This window comes from Micromonospora sp. NPDC049900 (genome assembly GCF_044461025.1).
Classification (GTDB): Bacteria; Actinomycetota; Actinomycetes; order Mycobacteriales; family Micromonosporaceae; genus Micromonospora.
Window position 1 is genome coordinate 734,562 of the sequence record NZ_JBITKM010000003.1, and the last position, 22,289, is coordinate 756,850.

Here is a 22,289-nt window from a genome sequence, read left to right on the forward strand (position 1 = left end):
GTGGAACCCGCACAGCCTGCCGACCGCGTACCCGCAGACCAGCCGTCCACGGCCGAGCAGCCGACGCTCGACCGGGCCGCCGGACCGGACGTACCCGAGGACCGGCCGCAGCCGGCGCGGACCGCCGGGGAGCCACCGGCGGCGCAGACCGCACCGGGCCGCTCCGAGCGCCGCCCCCGTGACATGGCCATCTCGCTGCTGGTACTGCTGATCCCGATCGCCCTGCTGATCGCCTTCTCCCGGGGTTTCCTCGGTGGGGACGCGCCGAGCACGGTGAACCCGACCCCCGCCTTCGAGCAGGCGCGCTCGGCCGCCGCCTTCCCGGTCTCCGAGCCGACCGGGCTCTCCGACGGCTGGAAGACGGTGCGCGCGGCGTACCGGACCACGGAGGAGGGCGCGACCCTGCGGGTGGGCTATCTCACTCCCGAGGGGCGGGGTCTGCAACTCGTGCAGAGCAACGTGCCGCCGGAGCGGCTGCTGCCCACCGAGCTGACCGAGGAGGGACGCCCGCAGGGACAGGCCGATCTCGGTTCCGGCACCTGGCAGCGGTACACCGGGCGGGGCAACGAGCAGGCGTTGGTGCTGCTGGAGCCGGATCGGACCGTGGTCGTGGTCGGTGACGCCCGGGACAACGAACTGCGCGAGATGGCCACCGCCGTCGATTGAGTGGGCTTCGTGGTGATTGCGGGCGGCCTCGGCAGGGAACAGGAAAGGAGAGCCACCGGCGCGGCAAGCGTCGGGTGACCCGCTGGGAGACACCGATGACCATTCGCAGACTGAGCGCCGGTCTCATGGCCGCCGCCCTGCTCACGCCTGGCGTCGCCGCCTGCACGACCTCCGGTGACACCGCACCCGCCACCACCGCGACACCGTCCGCCACCGGCTCCGGCGCGCCCGCCGCCGACTCCGAGGCCAAGCAGGCGCTGCTGGACTCGACCAAGGAGATCAGCAACGGTAACTTCCGGTTCACCATGTCCGGCGTCGGATCGATCGCCGAGGGGCAGGTGCACCAGCCGAGTCAGAGCGCCGAGATCCGGGTACGCCTCGGCGAGCCGACCGACGACCTGGCGATCAGCCTCGACCTGATCCACGCCAAGCCGGACAGTTGGGTCAAGGTGGATCTCAAGGGCGCCGCGGCGTCCAGCGTGCCCGGCCTCGACCGGCTGAACCTCGGCAAGTTCCAGCACCTCGACCAGAGTCGGATCCAGGGCAACCGCAACCTCGGCTTCGACTTCGACAAGGTCGACCCGGCCGGGAGCGCCGCGCTCACCCAGGCGGTCACCGAGGTGCAGCGCACCGGCGACGGAAACTTCTCCGGCACCATCGACGTCTCCAGGGCCGCCGAGGCCGGGTCGCTGGACCAGGGCGTGATCACCGCGCTCGGCCCGGAGGCAAACGCGGTGCCCTTCACCGCCACCACCGACGCGCAGGGCCGACTCACCGAGATGGTGCTGCGGATGCCGCCGACGGGGGCGGCCGCCGGCCAGGAGATCAAGATGACGTACAGCGACTACGGCAACGCGACCGCCGCGCAGCAGCCCCCGGCCGACCAGGTCGTCGAGGCGCCGCCGGAGTTGTACAACCTGTTCAAGTAAGCGGCCCATCTCGGGGCAGCGACGAGACGCGGCGGGAGCCTGTCGGCTCCCGCCGCGTCGTGTCCGGGGCGGGAGCCGGACCCTGACCGCCCGGCGTCGCTGACGGACACCGGGGTCAGCCCGTCGACTCCTGGCGGGCGGCGTCGATCCGGGCCCGCGCGCCGTCGAGCCGACGCTGGCAGATCACCGCCAGCGCCTCGCCGCGCTCCCACAGGGCCAGCGACTCCTCCAGCGACGTCCCGCCGGCCTCCAGCCGCTCCACCACCGACGCCAGCTCGGCGCGGGCCTGTTCGTAACTGAGCCGCTCGTCCGACCCGTCGGTCTTCTCGTCAGTCATCGCTTCCTTCTCCAGCAGAGGGCCGACAGGTCAGGGGTTCACGGTGGCGGACAGCTCGCCGTCGGCGACGCGTACCCGCAGCGGGTCGCCGGACGCCACGTCGCCGGCGGCGCGCACCACCTGGCCGTCGGCGCGCTGCACGATGGCGTACCCCCGGTCCAGGGTGGCGGCCGGGGAGAGCGCGCGCAGCCGGGCAAGGGTGTGCCGCAGGTCGTCGTCGGCGGCGGCGATGCGGTGGTCCAGGCAGCGCGTGGCCCGTTGCCGCAGGGCGGCCAGGTCACCGGCCCGCTGCTCCACCATCACCTGCGGGCGGGCCAGCGCCGGTCGGGACCGCAGCGACTCGATCCGGTGCGACTCGCGGTCGACCAGGTGGTGCACCGCGCGCCGCAACCGGTGCCGGGCCTGGCCGATCAGGCGGACCTCCTCGGCCAGGTCCGGCACCACCCGCTTGGCCGCGTCGGTGGGGGTCGACGCGCGGACGTCGGCCACGTAGTCGACCAGCGGCGCGTCCGTCTCGTGGCCGATCGCGCTGACCACCGGCGTACGGCAGGCGAACACCGCCCGGCACAGGGCCTCGTCGGAGAAGGGCAGCAGGTCCTCGATGCCGCCACCGCCCCGGGCCAGGATGATCACGTCGATGCTCGGGTCGCCGTCCAGCACCTTGAGCGCGTCGACGATCTGCGGCACGGCCCCGGCACCCTGGACGGCCACGTTCACCGTCCGGAACTCCACCGCCGGCCAGCGGCGACGGGCATTGGTCAGCACGTCCCGCTCGGCGGCGCTGGCCCGGCCGGTGACCAGCCCGATCCGTTGCGGCAGGAACGGCGGCCGACGCTTGCGGGCCCGGTCGAACAGCCCTTCGGCGGCGAGGAGCTTCTTGAGCTTCTCCAACCGCGCCAGCAGCTCGCCGAGTCCGACCTGCCGGATCTCGTCGGCCCGCAGGCTGAGCGTGCCCCGGGCGGCGTAGAACTCCGGCTTGGCGTGCAGCACGACGCGGGCACCCTCGCGCAACTCCGGCGCGCCGGAGTCGAGCACGTCCCGGTTGGTGGTGACGGTCAGGCTCAGGTCGGCCGACGGGTCACGCAGCGTGAGGAACACCGTGCCGGCGCCGGGGCGGCGGCTGATCTGCGCCACCTGCCCGTCCACCCAGACCCAACCCAGGCGTGCCACCCAGGCGCCGATCTTCTGGCTGACCACCCGCACCGGCCACGGCTCCTCCGCCGTGCTGGCCGCCGTGCCGGCGGTCGTCCCGTTCCCGGTCGCCGTCCCCCCACCCGTACTCACCCGCCCACCCTAAGCCCACCCACCGACCGCTCCGCTGATCATGGCCGGGGCGGCGGCCGACGGGGTCGGTGGCCGGGGCGCGCGCGGTGCCGGGGACGCGGGCGGCACGTACGATGGGGGACGTGACTGTGAGCGAGAGGACTTCCGGGACCGGTAAGCGCGTGCTGCTGGCGAAGCCCCGTGGTTACTGCGCGGGCGTCGACCGGGCGGTGCAGACCGTCGAGGAGGCGCTCAAGCTCTACGGTGCCCCGATCTACGTCCGCAAGGAGATCGTGCACAACAAGCACGTGGTGCGGACGCTGGAGGCGCAGGGCGCGATCTTCGTCGAGGAGAACGAGGAGGTTCCCGAGGGAGCCACCGTCATCTTCTCGGCGCACGGCGTGGCCCCCGAGGTCTACGAGCAGGCGAAGGAGCGGTCGCTCAAGGCGATCGACGCGACCTGCCCGCTGGTGACCAAGGTGCACCAGGAGGCCAAGCGGTTCGCCGCCGAGGACTACGACATCCTGCTCATCGGCCACGAGGGGCACGAGGAGGTCATCGGCACCTCCGGCGAGGCCCCCGAGCACATCCAGTTGGTGGACGGCCCCGAGGACGCCGACCGGGTCACCGTGCGCGACCCGAGCAAGGTCGTCTGGCTGTCGCAGACCACGCTCTCGGTCGACGAGACCCTGGAGACCGTGGCCCGGCTCAAGAAGCGGCTGCCGCTGCTCCAGTCGCCGCCCAGCGACGACATCTGCTACGCCACCAGCAACCGGCAGCACGTGGTCAAGGAGATCGCGGCCGAGTGCGACGTGGTGATCGTGGTCGGCTCCCGCAACTCCTCCAACTCCGTACGGCTGGTCGAGGTGGCCCTGGACGCCGGTGCCCGCGCCGGGCACCTGGTCGACTTCGCCCACGAGATCGACGACGCCTGGCTGGCCGACGCCCGGACGGTGGGCCTCACCTCCGGCGCGAGCGTGCCGGAGGAGTTGGTCCAGCAGGTGCTGGCGCACCTGGCCGAGCGCGGCTTCGGCGACGTCGAGGAGGTGGTGACCGCCAACGAGCGCCTCACCTTCTCGCTGCCACAGGAGCTCAAGCGCGACATGAAGGCCGCCGCGGCGGCGCAGAGTTGATCCGTCGGCCCGCCCCGATGGAACGGCTGACCGTCCGGACACGTCAGACCGGCATGAGGACCATTCGGATCGCCGTCACCGCGTTGATCGTCTGTACGGCGCTCGTCGCCTGCGGTGGTCAGGACGCCGGGAACGGCCCCACCGCCCCGACTCCGACGGGAGCGTCACCCGTGACCGAGCTGCCGACCCCGGATCCGACCGGCCCCGTACCCCCGCCCTCCGACCCCGTGGACCCGACCGCTCCGGCCAGTCCGCCGCCGCCCGGCAAGACCCGGGGCGTGCCGACCCCGCCCCCGACCACGGGCGAGATGACGCTCACCGGCCGGGTCGAGGCCGGCGTGGAGCCCGGTTGCCTGCTGCTCGACGGCTACCTGCTGTTGGGCGGGCCACGGGACGTACTCACCGCCGGAGGCGCGGTGACCGTGACCGGCCGCCCCAACCCGACCCTGATGACCACCTGCCAGCAGGGCACCCCCTTCCAGGTCGCCACCGCCAAACGCGCCTGACCCATCCCCACCCGCGTTGCGGTACGTGTCCCCGGGGCGCGCCCGGCAGCCCCCGTCGATCATGGACTTGTGGTGAGGGTTTAGGTGCGATTTGAGCCTTCTGCCCTCGCCGCAAGTCCATGATCGGCGAGGGGGTGCCCGGTCGGTGCCGCTGGCGTTCGTCGCGCCGGTCGTCGACGCGTACCGCACGACGCCCGCCGACCCTTCCGGCGGGCGGCAGTGTTCCGCCCCGGACCACCGGACCTGGACATCGCCTTCGACACGAACCTCCGCGCGACCTGGGCGGCGCTCGTCGTCGTCCTGGTGCTGACGCTGGTCGCGCTGGGCTGGTCTGACCACAGTCCATGATCGGCGGGCAGGCGGCGGTGGTGGAGTGGGCAGCGGAGAAGGCGGAAGCCCGCCTCCGGACGGGCCGGAGACGGGCTTCCTGGTGGTGCGTGGTGTCAGTTCACCGCGCCGACGGAGACCGCGCCGCGGCCGACGATCGCGCCTTCGGTGGTCACCACGGTCAGCTCACCGTAGAGCGCCCGACCCGCGGACGGGGCGGACTGGGCGGTCACCGAGCCCGAGAGGCTGCCGGTGGCGCCGTTGGCCAGGGTGAGCGTGCCGCCCGACGCGGTCAGCGTGCCGAGCGACGGGGACGAGAACGAGTCCCGGTAGTCGTACTCGGTGCTGCCACCGGCGCCGTCCACCGAGTACGCCTCCACGACGACCCGGTAGGTGCCCGCCACCGGGTTGGTGAGGGTCACGAACTCCTCCGAGTCACCGTCGGCGTTGTACCCCACCAGCGTGCTGCCCCGGTAGACGAACAGGTCCAGGTCGGCACTGGCGTTCGACGGGTTGCCGATGCGGGCGGTGAAGCTGGTGACGCCCGCCGGCACCTCGACGGTGAACTCCTGCTCGGCCAGCTCGACGATGGTCGGCCGCTCGGCGTGCACGCTGGACAGCGGGCCACCCTGACCGGTCACCGAGACCGGGCCGAAGGTGTTCTTCAGCGACCAGGTCACCGGGGTCGGGACACCGGCGGTGACCGCCGGCAGCTCGACCACGGCCGGCTCGACCGCGACGCCCTGCACCCGCGCCTGGAGCTGGTACGGGTTGTTCAGCGCCGGCGAGGTCCGCCGCGACTCCACCTCGATCTCCCAGACACCCGGCAGCGGGTTCTGGTAGTCACGCTCGAACGCGTTGCAGACGACCGTGCTGACGAAGTTGGTGTAGCAGGCCAGGCTGGAGGTGCTCTCCACCGGGACGCCGTACGGGTTGATGGCGATGAAGCGGGTCTGCGACCCGGTGGCGATGCCGGAGAGGTTCACCTGCAGCGCACCGGCGCCCGGCGGCACCGTCACGAAGTACGACGTGGTGTTGTTGCGCTCCACGGTGCCCCGCGCCGAGTAGGCGAAGGCGGGCTTGCTGACGTCGTTCGAGGCGATGACGACGGCGGAGAACTCGAAGTCGATCGTGTTGGTACGCGGGTCGTCGACCGTGACGATCGTGCCGTGCGCCCCGGCGGTCTTCGGCTTCGCGGTGACCGTGATGGTGACGGTCTGGTTCAGCGGCAGCGTGACGTTCTTCGGCGCCGAGAAGGTGCCGTCGTTGCCGCGCAGCCCGATGTTGTGCTTCACGTTGCCGGTCGGGCCGCTGGTCCGGGTCAGCTTGACCTGGTACGACTTCGACTGGTTGACCTTGTGCCCGCCGTTGGCGGAGTCACACCGGTTGTACACGCCGGTGCCGCTGTTCGGCGTGGCGAGCTGGCCGGCGAGCACGGTGCAGACCGGAGCCTCGGCGGTGTAGTCGTTCGGCTCGCTGCTCTTGCGCAGCAGCTTCCACGCGCCCGGCACGTCGAACATGCCGTAGCCCTGCCCGAAGGTGGGGGTGTCCGCGATCGGCTTGGCCGAGCTGTAGATCGCCCGGCGCAGCGCGGCCGGGGTCACGCCCTGGTCGGTGGCCTTGGCGGCCGAGAGCAGCAGCGCGGCACCACCGGCGGCCTGCGGGGAGGCCATCGACGTACCGTTGAACATGCCGTAGCCCGAGGGAAGCGCGTAGCCGGCCTCGGCGACCGGGCTACCGGCCTGCCAGACCGGGGTGGTGGAGATGGCCGAACCCGGGGCGGAGATGTTCGGCTTGGCGCCACCGTCCTCACGCGGGCCGCGCGAGGAGAAGTTGAACAGCGCGTTCTTCTGCTTGACCACCGAGCCGTAGTTGGCCAGCCAGGTGTCCTTGCTGACGCTGGCCGCCACGCTGACCACGTTGGTGGAGGCGGACGGGTCGCCGATGGTGTTCACACCCGGGCCGGAGTTGCCGGCGGAGATGAACATCTGGACACCGTAGGTGGTGATCAGGTTGTTGTAGAGGACGGCGCGGGCGTTGTTGCCGTCGTTGAGCGCCGGCAGGCCGCCGATCGACATGTTGATGACGTCGACGCCACGGTTGATCACCAGGTCGGCCATGCCGGTGGTGAGCGCCGCGTACGTGCAGCCGCCGCCCCAGGAGCAGGCGCGCGAGGAGACGATCTTGGCGCCGGGGGCGGCACCGTTGAACGCGCTGTTGCCCAGCATGCTGTTCGCGGCGGTGATGCCGGCGACGTGCGTGCCGTGCGCGCCCTCGATGATGCCGATGTTGACGTAGTCCACCAGGCCGGGGCCGCCGAGCGGGGTGGTGTCGACGTTCTTGCGGTACTCGACCACGAACGACATCCGCTCGGTGATCGGAGTCGCCGGGTTGTCGGTGCCGAAGTAGTTGACGTCGAACTTCTCCTTGTACGGCCGCATCAGGGCCTCGTCGGTGAAGTCGCCGTCCTGGTCGGTGTCCACCCAGATGTTGTTGGTCACCGGGTCGAAGAGGACGCCGAACTGGTCGGTGGTGTCCCCGTCGCGGTTGACGTCACCGGCCGGCTCGCTGTTGGCGGTGATGCTCTCGCTGAACAGGTTGAACCGGTAGGTGCCGGCCGGCGCGGTCCAGGTGCGGCCCGCGACGGTGAACGTCGGTCCGGTGACCTGCGTGATCATCGGTCGCCAGGTGGGGTCCTCGAACGGGTCGGTGGCGGTGACCCAGTCGACGATCTTGCGCTCACCGGTGGTGGTCTTCTGCAGCGCCGGGTGCTCCAGGTCCACACCGGAGTCCATCACGCCGATGGTGACGCCACGCCCATCCCACTTGGGGTTCTGCTTGACGAACTTGACCGCACCGATCTCGCCGGTCGGCATGTAGGGGTTGTCGGCGGGCGTCTTGGCGCCGGGGCCGCTGAGCGTGGAGCCCTGCTTCTCGGCCTTCTTGGCGCCCTGGACGACCTCCGGCTTCGGGTCGGGAAGCTGGATCTTCTCGTCCAGGTCGACCGCGGCGACGCCGGGCAGCGTGGCGGCCTTGACCGCCTTGCCGGTCGGCACCTTCGCCAGCACGTACCCGATGGTGTCGTAGCGCTCGGTCACCGCAGCGCCGAGCTCCTTGAGGTCGTCCGCGACGTCCTTCGCCTTGCCCTTCTCGGTGGCGACGATCATCGTGACGGTGGGGGCCTTCTTCGCCTCTGCCTCGGAGAGCAGCTTGGCGTCGTGCTCGCCGAGCGCCTCGGCGGGGGTGGCCTGCGCGGCGTCGGGACCGGCAGGGGCGGCGCTCGCGGTGGCGGTACCGCCCACCACGGTCACGGCGCCCGCCGCCATGACCGAGGCGAAGAGCGCGGCAGAGGTACGCCGGCTCAGGATTCGGGGTTTACTCACGTTCTCTTTCCTCCAGAGAACAGGGCGCCCTCAGATGCAGGGCACGCGTGAGGCGAATCCTTCGTGGTGCCGACCATCGATGTCACTACCGACAGGTACGTTGTGACCATCTCGTGATACGTGAGACGCGCAATGTCACATCGAAGGTGGTAAGGGTCTGATTAGTCCGGCCGAATTCGACCATCCGTTGTGGAAACACCATCGACCAGTTCCGGCGCCTGCGGTTGGCGGGGCGCGATCTCGACCTGGTTCGGCACCGCCAGCTCCTGGTCGGAGACGCCCAGTTCGGCCAGCTTGCGCGCGCTGACCAGCACCCGCGCCTCCAACGAACCCACCGCCCGGTTGTACGCGGTCACCGCGCCGCCGAGCGACGCGCCGAGCTTCCCGACGTGGTCGCCGAGCGTGGACAACCGTCCGTACAGTTCCCGGGCCAGCGTGTGCACCGCCAGGGCGTTACGGGCGAGCTGCTCCTGCCGCCACGACCAGGCCACCGTACGCAGCAGCGCGACCAGGGTGGCGGGCGTGGCCAGCACGACGTTGCGAGTGAACGCGTGCTCCAGGAGCGTGGGGTCGCGCTGCAACGCCACGTCCAGGAACGGATCGGCCGGTACGAAGAGGACCACGAACTCCGGGCTGGACTCGAAGGCCGCCCAGTACGACTTGGCGGCCAACGCGTCCACGTGCCCCCGCAGGTGCTTGGCGTGCAGGTCGAGGTGGGTGTCCCGCCCCCGCTCGTCGCGCGCCTCCATCGCGGTCAGGTACGCGTCGAACGGCGCCTTCGCGTCCACCACCACACTCCGGCCCCCGTGCAACCGGACCACCAGGTCGGGGCGGACCGTCTGCTCATCGGTGGCGGCGGTGACCTGCTCGGAGAAGTCGCAGTGCTCCAGCATCCCGGCGGCCTCCACGATCCGCCGCAACTGGTGCTCGCCCCACCGGCCGCGTACCTGCGGAGCGCGCAACGCCGCCACCAACTGCTTGGTCTCGGTCCGCAGCTCACCCGAGACCATGCTCATCGACCGCACCTGTTCGCGCAGCTCCGCGTACGCGTCGACGCGGTCCCGCTCCAACTCGGCCACCCGCTGCTCGTAGCGGCGCAACGTGTCGTGCAGCGGCGCCACCGCCCGGGCCACCGCCTCCTGGGACTGGGCCGTCGCCTCGTAGCTCAACGCCCGCATCGACTGCTCCAGCCGACCCTCACCCTCCCGGGTGGCGCGCAGGGTGGCGTCCAGCCGGGCGATCTCGGTCGCCGAACGGGCCCGCGCGGCGAACCAGCCCACCGCACCGCCGGCACCGAGACACACGACGACGACCGCCAGAGTCGAGAGCTCCATCCTGACGAGCTTGCCAAAGATGAGCGCTTCGCGCCTCGACCGGCACCGCGTGCCGCGCCCCACCTCGTCGGGAGGTGGGTAGCTGGCAGACGGTGGGTACGTTTGAGAGGTGGAACTTCTGCTGGTCGTACTCCTCTTCGCAGGTCTCGTCGGCGCGTTCGTCTGGTGGCGGCGGGAGCGCGCCGCGCGCGACGCCCGGAGCCTCGCCGATGTCCAGGCCGACGCCCGACGCTGGTACGAACGTCTCGGTGGGCAGGTGATGACGCTCAGTGGCGACGATCCGGCGGTCCGTCAGGCGCTGGCCGACGCCGCCGAGCGGTACCACGCGGCCGGTTCGCAGTTGGAGCAGGCCCGGAGCATCACGCAGTACCGGCTGGCCCGGGAGACCGCGGTGGAGGGGCTGACCTACATCCGGGCGGCCCGGACGGCGCTCGGCATCGACCCCGGGCCACCCCTGCCGGCGCTGGCCGCCGCCAGCGGTGCCGGCGAGCTGACCGTGCCACGCCAGGTGCAGGTGCAGGGCCAGACGTTCAGGGCCGGTCCGCAGCCGGGCCGGGACACTCCGTACTACTACCCGGGCGGACGGATGCAGGGGCGGCCGGTGCCGGCCGGCTGGTACTCCACCCCCTGGTGGAAGACGGCGCTGGGCGCCGGGGTCGGCGTGCTCGGCGGCATGCTGATCGCCGACGCCCTCTTCTCGCCCTCGTTCGGTGACCCCGGCTACGACGCCGGTGCGGCGGCGGGCCTGGACGACCAGGGCGGCGACTTCGGCGGCGGCGGCGACGATCTCGGTGGCGGCGACTACGGCGGTGGTGATTTCGGTGGCGGTGATTTCGGTGGCGGAGACTTCGGTGGTGGTGATTTCGGCGGCGGCGACTTCTGACGTCGCGTTCTGACGTCGCGGCAGCGCCCGCAGATGTAAGGAAGGGTCCCCTCCTAACGCCTGGCGTATAGGAGGGGACCCTTCCTTACATCTCGGCTTTACGTCTCGGCGGTCAGCCGGTGTTGCGCATCCCGGCGGCGATGCCGTTGACGGTGGTGAGCAGCGCGCGCTCCAGAGCCGTACCGTCGCTCGGGGCCCGTCGGCCGCCCGGTGCGGTGGCCACCGCCCGCCCGGCGGCACCGGAGTCGCGGTACTGCCGCAGCAGCGCCACCTGGAGGTGGTGCAACGGTTCCAGGTAGGTGTCGCGTACCGCCAGGGTGCGTTGCAGCACGGGGGAGTTCTCCAGCAGGTCCGGCGAGTCGGTGACCGCCAGCACCTCCCGCCGGGTCAACTCGTACTCCTCCTCGATCGTGGCGAAGATCGGGTGCAGCTTCTTCGGCACGAGGGTCTCCACGTACCGACGGGCGATGCCGAGGTCCGTCTTGGTCAGCATCATCTCCACGTTCGACAGGAACGTGCGGAAGAAGTGCCAGTTGCGGTTCATCTCGGACAGCACGTCGGCCAACCCGGCCTCGCGGGCGGCGGCCAGGCCGGACCCCACGCCGAACCAGCCGGGCACGATCTGCCGCGTCTGGGTCCAGCCGAACACCCACGGGATGGCCCGCAGCCCGCCCAGGCCCGCGCCGGTGTTCGGGCGCTTCGCCGGCCGCGAGCCGATGTTCAACGCGCCGAGCAGCTCGGTCGGGGTGGAGGCCCAGAAGTACTCCGGCAGGTCCGGGTTCTCCACCAGCGACCGGTACGACCGGTACGCCGACTCGGACACCACGTCCATCGCCGCGTCCCAGCGCTCCAGCATCTCGGCCGGCTGCCGGGGCGCGGTGTGCAGCAGGGTCGCCTGGAGCACCGCGGCCACGGTCAGCTCCAGGTTCTCCCGGGCCAGCGCGGGCAGCGTGTACTTGTCGGAGATGACCTCACCCTGCTCGGTCACCTTGATCGCGCCGTCGAGCGTGCCGTACGGCTGCGCCAGGATCGCGTCGTGCGTCGGCCCGCCGCCGCGACCCACCGTGCCGCCCCGGCCGTGGAACAGCCGCAGGTGCACCCCGTGCCGGGCGGCCACGTCCCGCAGCGCCCGCTGGGCCCGGTGGATGGACCACTGGCTGGTGGTGATGCCGGCCTCCTTGTTGGAGTCGGAGTAGCCCAGCATCACCTCCTGCACGTCGCCCCGAGCGGCCACCAGCGCCCGGTACGCGGGCAGCGACAGCAGTTCGTCGAGGAGTTCGCCACCGGCGTTCAGCTCGGCCGGCGTCTCCAGCAACGGCACGAACCCGACCCGTGCCCGACCGCTGTGCACGTCGACCAGACCGGCCTCGCGGGCGAGCACCACCGCGGCGAGCACGTCGTCCACGCCGAGGGTCATCGAGATGATGTACGACTCGATCACCTCGGTGCCGAACCGGTCCTGCGCTTCGCGGATGGCGCTGAACACGTCGAACGTCTTGCGCGCCGACTCGGTCAACGGGGTGTCGGCGGCGGAGAGCGGCCGACGACCGGTCAACTCGTCGGCGAGCAGCTTGGTGCGCTCCAGCCGGGTCAGCGCCGGGTAGTCCTCGACCTCGCCGACCGCACGGTAGAGCTGGATCAGCACCTCGTGGTGCTTCTCGGCGTGCTCCCGGACGTCCATGGTGGCCAGGTGCAGGCCGAACGCGGAGACGGTGCGGATGGTCGAGGCGAGGCGGCCGACGGCGGTGAGCTGCCCGGAGTTACGGGCCAGCGAGGCGCGCAGCAGCTCCAGGTCGGAGATCAGCTCGGCGGAGCCCCGGTAGTCCCGGCCCGGCACGTGCGGCGTGCCCTGGCGCAGCCGGGCCCGCGTGTTGGCCAGCTTGGCGCGGACGCAGCGGGCCTTGAGCCGGTACGGCTCCTCGGCGTTGACCCGGCGGAACCGGGGTGCCACCTCGGGCAGCGCGTCCAGGTCGGCGGCGAGGCTGGCGGAGAGGTCCAGCGACACGTTACGCAGCCGACGGGAGACAGAGACCTCGTTGATCAGCTCCTCCATCGCCGCCTCGGTGGCGGTCAGCCCGTGCTCGTGCTGGATGGCCAGCACCTCACGGGTCACCGTCGGGGTGACGAAGGGGTTGCCGTCGCGGTCGCCGCCGATCCAGGTGCCGAAGGTCAGCGGGCGGGCGGTCGGTGAGGTCTCCACGCCAAGGGTGCGCAGCGTCTCGGCGAGGTCGTCGAGCACCTGCGGGGCCGCCTCGGCGTACAGGTCGCGCAGGTAGTAGATGGCGTTGCGTGCCTCGTCGGTCGGGTCCGGCCGATCCAGCCGCAGCTCGTCGGTCTGCCACATCAGGTCGAGCAGCTCGGCCAGCCGACGGTTGGCCGGGCCCTCGTCACTGGCCCCGTAGAGGATCGCGTTGGCCGTCTCGGTGTCCAGCTCGTCGGCGATGGCGCGCAGCTTGGACAGGATCGAGCGGCGGGCCGCCTCGGTCGGGTGGGCGGTGAAGACGGGTCGTACCGCCAGGCGGCGGGCCACCGAGGCGATCTCCTCGGCCGGTACCCCGCGCTCGGCGATCATCTTGGCCGCCTGGTCCAGCCAGCCGCCCTGTACGGCGCGGCGACGCCGCAGGTCCCGGGCCCGGTGCACCTGCTCGGTGATGTTGGCCAGGTGGAAGTAGGTGGAGAAGGCGCGGGCCAGTTTGGTGCCGGTGGTCACGTCGAGCCCGCCCAACCGCCGGGCGGCGGCGGGGGCGTCGGTACGGACCTGGGCGCGGATCTCCTCGACGAGGTCGAGCAGGGGGCGGCCCTCCTGGCGGGCCAGGGTCTGCCCGAGCAGGGTGCCCAGCCGGCGGATGTCGGCGCGCAGGGCGGCGTCGGGGCCGTCGTGATCGTGCTGGTCGGTCACCATGCGCTCCTTACGTAGGTACGAAGGACAGCGCTGTCCGACTTCCCCGATCGTATCCGCGCACCCCCGGTTGTAAGGAGGGGACCCTTGCTATCGCCTTTTGCATAGCAGGGGTCCCCTCCTTACAACCGGGGTGGTCGTGAGAGACATCGGCGCTGGTGGCGGCCCATCCTGCGGGCGAATCCGGGGCTGAGCGTCCCCGCCCGCGGTGATCAAGGCCACGCCGTCCACGGGGCGGTACCGTCGGCCCATGCCGTCCCTGCGCTACCCACCGAAGCCACGCCCGGGGGACCGGGTCGCGGTCGTCTCGCCCTCCGCCGGGCTGCCGGGCCTCTTCCCGCAGGTGTACGAGTCGGGCCTGCGCCGACTGCGCGAGGAGTACCAACTGGAGCCGGTGGAGTACCCGACCACCCGCGTGATGGGTGCCGACCCGCGTGACCGGGCCCGGGACCTGACCGACGCCTTCGCCGACCCGACGATCACCGCGGTGCTGGCCACCATCGGCGGGGACGACCAGATCACGGTCACCCCGCACCTCGACGACGACGTGCTGCGCGCCAACCCGAAGCCCTACTTCGGCTACTCGGACAACACCAACCTGCTCAACCACCTGCACCGGTTGGGGATGGTGAGCTACCACGGCGGGTCGGTGCTGGTGCACCTCGGTCGCCCCGGCGCGCTGCACCCGATGACCGCCGACTCGTTGCGCGCGGCGCTGTTCGGCACCGACTGGTACGACCTGTCCCCGGCACCGGAGTGGGGCGACGAGCCGGCCGACTGGAACGACCCGGACTGCCTGGCGGCGGAGCCGGTGATGTTCGCCGGTGCGGGCTGGCGCTGGCAGGGGCCTCCGACGGTGGTGACCGGCCGCACCTGGGGCGGCAACCTGGAGGTGCTGCACTGGCTGCTCGCCGCCGACCGGGTCGCCCCGGCGGAGTCGCTGCGCGGGTCGGTCCTGCTGGTCGAGACCTCGGAGGAGTTGCCGTCCGCCGTCGAGGTCTACCGCATGTTGCGCAGCCTCGGCGAGCGCGGCCTGCTCGCCGGGTTCCCCGCCGCGTTGGTCGGCCGCGCCAAGGCGTGGAACTTCGACCGCCGGCTCACCCCCGACGAGAAGGCCGGGTACGCCCGGGAACAGCGGGCCGCGGTGACCCGGGCGTTCGCCGAGTACGCCCCCGACGCGGTGCTGGTCTTCGACGTCGATCTCGGCCACACCGACCCGCAGTTGATCGTCCCCTACGGCGGGGAGGTCCGGGTCGACGCGGTCGACCGCCGCATCTCGGTGCGCTACTGACGGTCTTCGCCCGGGGCGGCGGCCGAACCGCCACCCCGGGAGGGCTCAGGTGAGCTGGCAGCGACCGGCGCTGTAGTGGGCGACGGCCGCCAGGATCTCCGCCTCCGGCTTGTCGGCGAAGTTGAGGGTGGCGACCAGGCCGGAGCCGTACAGGACGTTCAGCGGTGCGCTGTCGAACGCCGTGTAGCCGCCGAGGTTCGGCATCGTCGCCGGATTGTGCGGCTTGACCACCAGCATCTTCTCCAGGCTCCACCGGCGGCGGGAGATCTGCGCGACGGCCTCCCACGGCAGCCAGATCGCCTGACCACGGGTGGGCCGGCTGCGGATCCAGAGCCCCTCGTGGCTCAGCGCGAGCACCGGCCCGCCGGAGCCGATCAACCAGAGCTGGAGGCCGACCGGCAGGGCGACCAGGGCGAGCAGGCAGCCCAGCACCGCCGCCAGGCCGAGTCCGCCGACGCCGCGTTCCGCCGCGCTCATGGAGCCGAGGGCGAGGAATCCGGCACAGCAGGCGAGCGGGCCGAGGGCGGCCAGCAGGACACCGCCGATCACCAGACCACGCTTGACCAGGTTGGGACGTACGACGAAGGGCTGGTCCTCGGGGATCCGCTTGACCACGGGGGTCGGGTGCGGACCCGACGGCCAACCGCCGTGGGGCGGCTGACCGGGTTGTCCGCCGTACGGCGGTTGGGCGGGTTGCCCGCCGTAGGGCGGTTGGGGCGGTGGTCCGGGGGGCGGGTAGGTCACGGTTCTCCGGTCTCAGTCGATGCGGGCGTAGGCGCGGACGGGGAAGGTACCCATACCGGCGATCCTCGGCGGGGCGGCGGTGAATCGGAAGCCGTCGGGCGGGAGCTGGTCCAGCCCGGTGAGATGCTCCACGATCGGGACACCGGCGGCCAGCAGGATGCTGTGCGCGGGACGCGTACCGCCCGCTGCCGGGGTCATGTCGTCGATGTTGATCGAGTCGATGCCGACCAGGGCGACACCGGCGTCGACGAGCGACTGAGCGCCGTCACCGGTCAGGTACGGCGCTTCCGGTGCGGCGTACCGGTCGGTGCCGAAGTGCGCGTCCCAGCCGGTGTGCAGCAGCACGGCCTTCCCGGCGACGTCGTACGGCGTCAGCAGCCGGCGGTCCACCGCACGGGTGCCGGCGGGCAGGCGCACCACGAGCGCGGGCAGGTCGGCCAGGCGGTCCAGGCCGACGCCGGTCAGGTCGCTGCCGTCGGCGTACCGGTGTGCGGGGGTGTCCAGGTACGTCCCGGTGTTGGCGATCATGTCGATCCGCCCGACCTGGAACTCGGTGCCCGGTGCGTAGGTGCTCCGGGAGTCCTCCCGGGTCAGCCACTCGGTGATCCGGGGCGCCGGCCAGCCGGGCAGGGTGGTCATGCCGTCGGTGAGGACGTGACTCAGCTCGACGAACCGGTGTCCGCCGCTGGGGGCGGTGGCCGCGACGCCGCGACCGCCCTTGTGCGGCTCCTCGACGATCGTCGTGCCGGTGATCCGTACCTCGGCCACCATGAGCAGCCCGAGGTGCCGGACGAAGAGCGCCGCCAGGTCCTCGTCGGTGATGCTCCGGCCGGGGATGTCCAGCCGGAAGCCCTCGGTGCGCAGACCGCCGCCGTTGGCGAAGGTGACGTCCGCGTCGAACTGTGCGCGAAACTCCCCGTTCATGCCGGGCAGCCGACCACAGCGCCCGGCGGTCGTCAAGATCCTGCTGGTGGCCCCGACCGTACGCGCGGACCGGCGGGCCGCGAGCCTGCCCGGAGCCCGGACGTCGTGGACGGCGGTGGATCGTCCGACCGGAGAGATAGTGTCGACCGGTGGAACCCCCCGTCCGGACGGACGCGGGGTGATCGTCGTGTCCTCACCCGCGGAAGTGATCATGACTGCGCTCACCGGACTGTTCGCCGCCGCCCTGGCCGACCCGGGGCTGGCCCGTGTGCGCGACCTGGCGCGCTCCGGCGCGGCCCAGGTCGACGGCCTCGACCTGACCGCGCCACCGGCGCTGCGCCCGTTCGCGGTCGCCGCCGTCGCCGCGGACGCCACCGACCAGGGGCGGGACGCCGCCGTCGGCGGTGCCGGGCGGCCGGTGCTGGCGGTCACCGCCACCAGCCGCGAGGCGGAGGACCTGGTGGCGGCGCTGGGTGGGCTGCTGCCCGCCGAGCAGGTGGCGATCTTCCCGAGCTGGGAGACGCTGCCGCACGAGCGGCTCTCGCCGCGCTCCGACACGGTCGGCCGGCGGCTGGCCGTGCTGCGTCGGCTGGCCCATCCGGACTCGGCGGACGCGCACGGGCGTACCGGGCCGCTGCGGGTGGTCGTGGCACCGGTCCGGTCGATGCTGCAACCGCAGCTCAAGGGGCTCGGCGACCTGGAGCCGGTGCGGCTGTCCGCCGGGGACGAGGCCGACCTGGAGCAGGTGGCGCGCCGGTTGACCGACATGGCGTACGCGCGGGTCGACCTGGTCACCAAGCGGGGCGAGTTCGCCGTCCGCGGCGGCATCCTGGACGTCTTCCCGCCCACCGACGAGCACCCGTCGCGGGTGGAGTTCTGGGGCGACGAGGTGGAGGAGATCCGCACCTTCGCCGTAGCCGACCAGCGCACCATCGACCAGGTGCCGCAGCTCTGGGCACCGCCCTGCCGGGAACTGCTGCTCACCCCGGCGGTCCGGGAGCGGGCCGCCGAGCTGGCCGGGCAGCACCCGGAGCTGGCCGAGATCCTGGACAAGCTGGCCGGCGGCGTACCGGTCGAGGGCATGGAGTCCCTCGCCCCGGCACTGATCGGCGACGACTCGATGGAACTGCTGCTCGACTGCATGCCCGCCGGCACGCACGTGCTGCTCTGCGACCCGGAGCGGATCCGCACCCGGGCGCACGACCTGGTGCGTACCTCGGAGGAGTTCCTCCAGGCGAGCTGGGCCGCCGCGGCCGTCGGCGGCCAGGCCCCGATCGACCTCGGCGCCGCCGCCTTCCGCACCCTGGCCGACGTCCGCGCGACCGCCGCCACGCTGCGCCGACCCTGGTGGACGCTGTCCCCCTTCGGGCTGGCCGAGCCGGAGGCCACCCCGGACCGGCAGCCGTGGGAGGACGCGCCGGAGGCGGTCGACGTCACCCCCGACGACGCCATCGCGGTCAGCCTGAGCGCCCAGCCCGCGCCGCTCTATCACGGCGAGACCGACCGGGTGGTGGCCGACCTGACGCAGTGGGCCGGTGCGGGCTGGTCGGTCGCGCTGGTCTTCGAGGGCCACGGCCCCGCCCACCGGGCCGTCGAGGTGCTCCGCGACGGCGGCCTGGGCGCCCGGATGACCGAACGGGTCCCGGACGCGCCGGTGCCCGGCGAGGTGCTGGTCACCTGCGGCAGCCTCACCGGCGGCTTCGTCGACGAGGCGGCCCGGTTCGTGCTGCTCACCGGCAGCGACGTCACCGGCGGCCGGGGCGTCTCCACCCGGGACATGCGCAAGATGCCGAGCCGGCGGCGCAACACCATCGACCCGCTTGAGCTGCGGGCCGGCGACCACGTCGTGCACGAACAGCACGGCATCGGCCGGTACGTGGAGCTGGTGCAGCGGACGGTCAACGGCGCGTCCCGGGAGTACCTGGTCATCGAGTACGCGGCCAGCAAGCGCGGCCAACCCGGCGACCGTCTCTTCGTCCCCACCGACCAGCTCGACCAGCTCAGCCGGTACGTCGGCGGTGAGCAGCCGACGCTGCACAAGATGGGCGGCTCGGACTGGCAGAAGTCCAAGGCGCGGGCCCGCAAGGCGGTCCGGGAGATCGCCGCCCAGTTGATCCAGCTCTACGCCGCCCGCAAGGCGTCCAAGGGGCACACCTTCGGCCCGGACACCCCGTGGCAGCGGGAGCTGGAGGACGCCTTCCCCTGGCAGGAGACGCCCGACCAGCTCGCCGCCATCGAGGAGGTCAAGCGGGACATGGAGCAGAGCGTCCCGATGGACCGACTGATCTGCGGCGACGTCGGCTACGGCAAGACCGAGATCGCGGTACGCGCGGCGTTCAAGGCGGTCCAGGACGGCAAGCAGGTGGCCGTGCTGGTGCCCACCACCCTGCTGGTGCAGCAGCACTACAACACGTTCGCCGAGCGGATGAGCCAGTTCCCGGTGACGATCCGGCAGCTCTCCCGCTTCCAGACGCCCAAGGAGGCCGAGCAGACGCTGGCGATGGTCGCCGACGGCACCGCCGACATCGTCATCGGCACCCACCGGCTGCTGGCGGCGGCCACCCGCTTCAAGTCCCTCGGGCTGGTCATCGTCGACGAGGAGCAGCGGTTCGGCGTCGAGCACAAGGAACACCTCAAGTCGATGCGGGCCGCCGTCGACGTGCTGAGCATGTCGGCGACCCCGATCCCGCGCACCCTGGAGATGGCGATCACCGGCATCCGGGAGATGTCCACCATCGCCACCCCGCCGGAGGAACGGCACCCGGTGCTCACCGCCGTCGGGGCGCAGGACGACCGGCAGGTGGCCGCCGCCATCCACCGTGAGCTGCTGCGCGACGGACAGGTCTTCTACCTGCACAACCGGGTCGAGTCGATCGAGCGGGCGGCCCGGCGGCTGCGCGAGCTGGTGCCGGAGTCCCGGGTCGCGGTGGCGCACGGCCAGATGGGCGAGGACGCCCTGGAGAAGGTCATGGTCGGCTTCTGGGAGAAGGAGTTCGACGTCCTGGTCTGCACCACGATCGTGGAGTCCGGCATCGACATCCCGAACGCCAACACGCTGATCGTGGAGCGCGCCGATCTGCTCGGCCTGGCCCAGTTGCACCAGATCCGGGGCCGGGTGGGCCGGGGCCGGGAGCGCGCGTACGCGTACTTCCTCTATCCGCCGGACAAGCCGCTCACCGAGCACGCCCACGAGCGGCTGGCCACCATCGCCCAGCACACCGAGTTGGGCGCCGGCATGTACGTGGCGATGAAGGACCTGGAGATCCGGGGCGCCGGCAACCTGCTCGGCGGCGAACAGTCCGGGCACATCGAGGGCGTCGGGTTCGACCTCTACGTCCGGATGGTCGGCGAGGCGGTGCAGGCGTTCAAGGGCGAGCGTCCGGAGGAGGAGACGGACGTCAAGATCGACCTCCCGGTGGACGCGCACCTGCCGCACGACTACGTGAGCGTGGAACGGCTGCGCCTGGAGATGTACCGCAAGCTCGCCGAGGCGCGTGACGAGGAGCGACTGCGCGAGGTGGCGGCCGAGATGACCGACCGCTACGGCGAGCCGCCCGCGCCGGTGCAGAACCTGATCGCGGTGGCGCGGTTCCGGCTGCTGGCCCGCCAGTACGGCCTCACCGACGTCAGCATGCAGGGCAAGCACCTGCGCTTCGGGCCGCTGCCGCTGCCCGACTCGAAGCAGATGCGGCTCAAGCGTTACCACCCGGACTCGGTCTACAAGGCCGCGCTGGATCAGGTCAGCGTGCCCCGGCCGACGACCCGTCGGATCGGGGGCGAGCCGCTGCGCGACCAGGCCCTGCTGGAGTGGTGCGCGCAGTTGCTCTCCGACGTCCTCGGCGCCCCTGCGGTGGCCGTGGGTGCTGGTGGCACCGGTGGGTAGGGGGCATGAGAGAGTGACGGGCATGCGTGCTCGCCGTCTTGTCGCCGTCGCCAGCGTGGCGGTCGGCCTCGTCGCCCTCTCCGGTTGCCGTTCCGAGCCCGGTGTCGCCGCGTACGTCGGTGACCACCGGATCACCGAGGACGCCGTCACCGAGGTCATCGACGACGCCCGGGCCAAGAACCCGGCCCCGACCGAGGCGGCCGAGCAGGTGCCCGGACAGCAGGTTCGACTGCCCGGCCGCAGCGAGGTGGTGAGCACCCTGGTGCTCGGCCAGGTCTGCGAGCGGATCTCCGCCGCCGAGAACTACCGCCCCCAGGGGCAGGCCGAGGCCGCCCAGGTGGCTCAGCAGCTCGGCATCAGCCCGGAGGCCAGGTACGCGCGGCAGGTCGCCGAGCTGTACACCTGCCTGTCCGGCATCCCGGTCGGCTCGCCGGTGGCACCGACCGAGCAGGAGCTGGCCGACCTGGTGGCAGCGGGCAAGCGCGCCGGTGCGGTACCCGCCGACGTGACCGTCGAGCAGGCCGCCCCGCAGCTCGACGGCGAACAGCTCCGGCAGGCCCTGGCGACCCGCAACGCCCTGGCCGAGGCGGTCGACACGTACGACGTGACGGTCAACCCGCGCTACCGTCCGCTGGAGTTCCCGGTGCTCAGCTTCGCCGGTCAGGCGGTCGCGGTGGGTGTGCCGCTGGGTGAGCCCGGTTCCGACGCGGTCACCGACGTCTCCACTCCGAGGCCGGCGCAGACCGGCCCGGTCGACGGCTGACCGTGCCCCGGATCGTCCTGCTGGTGACCTCACCCCGGTTGCCGGCCGGTCTGCTGACGGCGACCGCCTGGGACGTCGTACGCGCCGCGCCGGTTTTCGCCGGGGCGGAGACTGAGCTGACCACGGCCCTGCGGGTGGCGGGCGCCGATCTGCGCGTGCTCGACGGGCCGGCGGTGCCGGTGTTGCTGGACGCGGCGTCGGCGCACGACACCGTGGTGTGGCTGGCCGGTCCGGCCGGTGACGAGTCGCTGGCCCGGGAGTTGGGGCTGCGGTTGGCCCGCGAGCCGGGGCTGGCGGAGCTGGAGCTGATGTACGGCTCGTGGGATCCGCCGGGTGCCCGGCTGCTCGACGCGGTGGCGGTGCTGGACCGACTGCTCTCGCCCGGCGGTGATCCGTGGAAGCGGGCACAGACCCACCGGAGTCTGGCCGGGTTCCTGCTGGAGGAGTGCTACGAGGCGTACGACGCGATCGCCGCCGGGGACACCGACGCGTTGCGTGAGGAACTCGGTGACGTGCTGCTCCAGGTGGTGCTGCACGCCCGGCTGGCCGAGGAGTTGCCCGAGGGCGAGCGGTGGACCGTGGACGACGTGGCCGGTGGCCTGGTCGACAAGATGGTCCGCCGCAACCCGCACGTCTTCGCCGACGCCGAGGCGGGCAGCCTGGAGGAGATCACCGCGAACTGGGAGCGGATCAAGCAGGCCGAGAAGTCCCGGGACTCGGTGCTCGACGGCATCGCGGTGAGTCAGCCCGCGCTGGCGCTGGCCACCAAGATCCTGGAACGCGCCGCCCGGGCCGGGCTCGGTGTCGCGCTGCCGTCGCCCGACGCCCAGCCGGATGCCGAGGCGGCCCTGGGTGCCACCCTGCTGACCGCCGTCGCCGAGGCCCGTGCCGCCGGCCTGGACCCGGAGACCGCCCTGCGCCGCGCCACCCTCGCCCACGCCGAGTCCATCCGCGAGGCCGAGTCCGCCTCCCGCCCTCCCACCTGACGCACCGCGCTCCCTGACGCACTCCCCGGATCGTGGCA

17 protein-coding genes are annotated in these 22,289 nt (G+C 72.2%); 10 read left to right on the forward strand and 7 right to left on the reverse strand.

The genetic code is table 11. The annotated features are described in order from the left end of the window. Both ACIBMZ_RS11365 and ACIBMZ_RS11370 read left to right on the forward strand, forming a co-directional pair. The gene (locus ACIBMZ_RS11365) at positions 1 to 666 is read left to right on the forward strand and encodes a DUF4245 domain-containing protein (RefSeq protein WP_396692580.1); all 666 of its coding nucleotides are present in this window, start codon (positions 1 to 3) and stop codon (positions 664 to 666) included. A gap of 95 nt (positions 667 to 761) precedes the next feature. Continuing rightward, on the forward strand, positions 762 to 1,595 hold the full coding sequence (locus tag ACIBMZ_RS11370; protein ID WP_396692581.1) for a hypothetical protein: 834 nt from the start codon (positions 762 to 764) through the stop codon (positions 1,593 to 1,595). Positions 1,596 to 1,710: 115 nt separating this feature from the next. Here the strand turns inward: ACIBMZ_RS11370 and ACIBMZ_RS11375 are convergent, their stop codons facing one another. Then, entirely contained in the window at positions 1,711 to 1,932 is a 222-nt protein-coding gene (locus tag ACIBMZ_RS11375) for an exodeoxyribonuclease VII small subunit (RefSeq protein WP_396692582.1), read from the reverse strand. A 30-nt stretch (positions 1,933 to 1,962) separates the two neighbouring features. After that, positions 1,963 to 3,216 (reverse strand): exodeoxyribonuclease VII large subunit, encoded by a 1,254-nt coding sequence (gene xseA, locus ACIBMZ_RS11380; RefSeq protein WP_396692583.1) that lies wholly within the window; start codon positions 3,214 to 3,216, stop codon positions 1,963 to 1,965. A gap of 113 nt (positions 3,217 to 3,329) precedes the next feature. On the opposite strand from xseA, the gene ACIBMZ_RS11385 reads away from it, so the two are divergent. From ACIBMZ_RS11385 to ACIBMZ_RS11395, 3 genes are all read left to right on the forward strand, one after another. Continuing rightward, positions 3,330 to 4,328: a 4-hydroxy-3-methylbut-2-enyl diphosphate reductase gene (locus ACIBMZ_RS11385; protein ID WP_396692584.1), complete on the forward strand. Its 999-nt coding sequence runs from the start codon at positions 3,330 to 3,332 to the stop codon at positions 4,326 to 4,328. Positions 4,329 to 4,381: 53 nt separating this feature from the next. Beyond that, the gene (locus ACIBMZ_RS11390; protein ID WP_396692586.1) at positions 4,382 to 4,834 is read left to right on the forward strand and encodes a hypothetical protein; all 453 of its coding nucleotides are present in this window, start codon (positions 4,382 to 4,384) and stop codon (positions 4,832 to 4,834) included. Positions 4,835 to 5,053: 219 nt separating this feature from the next. After that, positions 5,054 to 5,182, forward strand: coding sequence for a hypothetical protein (locus tag ACIBMZ_RS11395; protein WP_396692588.1), 129 nt, complete (start codon positions 5,054 to 5,056; stop codon positions 5,180 to 5,182). A gap of 95 nt (positions 5,183 to 5,277) precedes the next feature. Here the strand turns inward: ACIBMZ_RS11395 and ACIBMZ_RS11400 are convergent, their stop codons facing one another. Both ACIBMZ_RS11400 and ACIBMZ_RS11405 read right to left on the reverse strand, forming a co-directional pair. After that, the gene (locus ACIBMZ_RS11400; RefSeq protein WP_396692590.1) at positions 5,278 to 8,544 is read right to left on the reverse strand and encodes a S8 family serine peptidase; all 3,267 of its coding nucleotides are present in this window, start codon (positions 8,542 to 8,544) and stop codon (positions 5,278 to 5,280) included. Between the two features lie 161 nt (positions 8,545 to 8,705). After that, positions 8,706 to 9,878 carry a DNA recombination protein RmuC gene (locus ACIBMZ_RS11405; RefSeq protein WP_396692591.1) on the reverse strand — a complete coding sequence of 391 codons (1,173 nt, stop codon included), beginning with the start codon at positions 9,876 to 9,878 and terminating at the stop codon, positions 8,706 to 8,708. A gap of 109 nt (positions 9,879 to 9,987) precedes the next feature. Between ACIBMZ_RS11405 and ACIBMZ_RS11410 the strand changes: the two genes are divergently transcribed. Then, the gene (locus tag ACIBMZ_RS11410; RefSeq protein WP_396692592.1) at positions 9,988 to 10,761 is read left to right on the forward strand and encodes a hypothetical protein; all 774 of its coding nucleotides are present in this window, start codon (positions 9,988 to 9,990) and stop codon (positions 10,759 to 10,761) included. A 112-nt stretch (positions 10,762 to 10,873) separates the two neighbouring features. On the opposite strand, the gene ppc is transcribed toward ACIBMZ_RS11410, so the two are convergent. After that, positions 10,874 to 13,660: a phosphoenolpyruvate carboxylase gene (ppc, locus tag ACIBMZ_RS11415; RefSeq protein ID WP_396692594.1), complete on the reverse strand. Its 2,787-nt coding sequence runs from the start codon at positions 13,658 to 13,660 to the stop codon at positions 10,874 to 10,876. 250 nt (positions 13,661 to 13,910) lie between these two features. Here ppc and ACIBMZ_RS11420 point away from each other — a divergent pair, with 250 nt between their 5' ends. Further along, positions 13,911 to 14,951, forward strand: a complete 1,041-nt coding sequence (locus tag ACIBMZ_RS11420; protein ID WP_396692596.1) for a S66 peptidase family protein — start codon at positions 13,911 to 13,913, stop codon at positions 14,949 to 14,951. A 45-nt stretch (positions 14,952 to 14,996) separates the two neighbouring features. On the opposite strand, the gene ACIBMZ_RS11425 is transcribed toward ACIBMZ_RS11420, so the two are convergent. After that, a complete protein-coding gene (locus ACIBMZ_RS11425) occupies positions 14,997 to 15,566 on the reverse strand; it encodes a hypothetical protein (protein WP_396692598.1) in 570 nt (189 codons plus the stop codon). 141 nt (positions 15,567 to 15,707) lie between these two features. Then, positions 15,708 to 16,619, reverse strand: coding sequence for a cyclase family protein (locus ACIBMZ_RS11430; RefSeq protein ID WP_396692600.1), 912 nt, complete (start codon positions 16,617 to 16,619; stop codon positions 15,708 to 15,710). A 211-nt stretch (positions 16,620 to 16,830) separates the two neighbouring features. Between ACIBMZ_RS11430 and mfd the strand changes: the two genes are divergently transcribed. Genes mfd through ACIBMZ_RS11445 form a run of 3 tightly spaced genes read left to right on the forward strand, consistent with a single transcriptional unit; the run spans position 16,831 to position 22,251 of the window. After that, positions 16,831 to 20,502 (forward strand): transcription-repair coupling factor, encoded by a 3,672-nt coding sequence (gene mfd, locus ACIBMZ_RS11435; protein ID WP_396692602.1) that lies wholly within the window; start codon positions 16,831 to 16,833, stop codon positions 20,500 to 20,502. Positions 20,503 to 20,524: 22 nt separating this feature from the next. Further along, the gene (locus ACIBMZ_RS11440; RefSeq protein ID WP_396692604.1) at positions 20,525 to 21,265 is read left to right on the forward strand and encodes a hypothetical protein; all 741 of its coding nucleotides are present in this window, start codon (positions 20,525 to 20,527) and stop codon (positions 21,263 to 21,265) included. Between the two features lie 2 nt (positions 21,266 to 21,267). Beyond that, positions 21,268 to 22,251 carry a nucleoside triphosphate pyrophosphohydrolase gene (locus tag ACIBMZ_RS11445; protein ID WP_396692606.1) on the forward strand — a complete coding sequence of 328 codons (984 nt, stop codon included), beginning with the start codon at positions 21,268 to 21,270 and terminating at the stop codon, positions 22,249 to 22,251. The last annotated feature ends 38 nt before the right edge of the window (positions 22,252 to 22,289 follow it).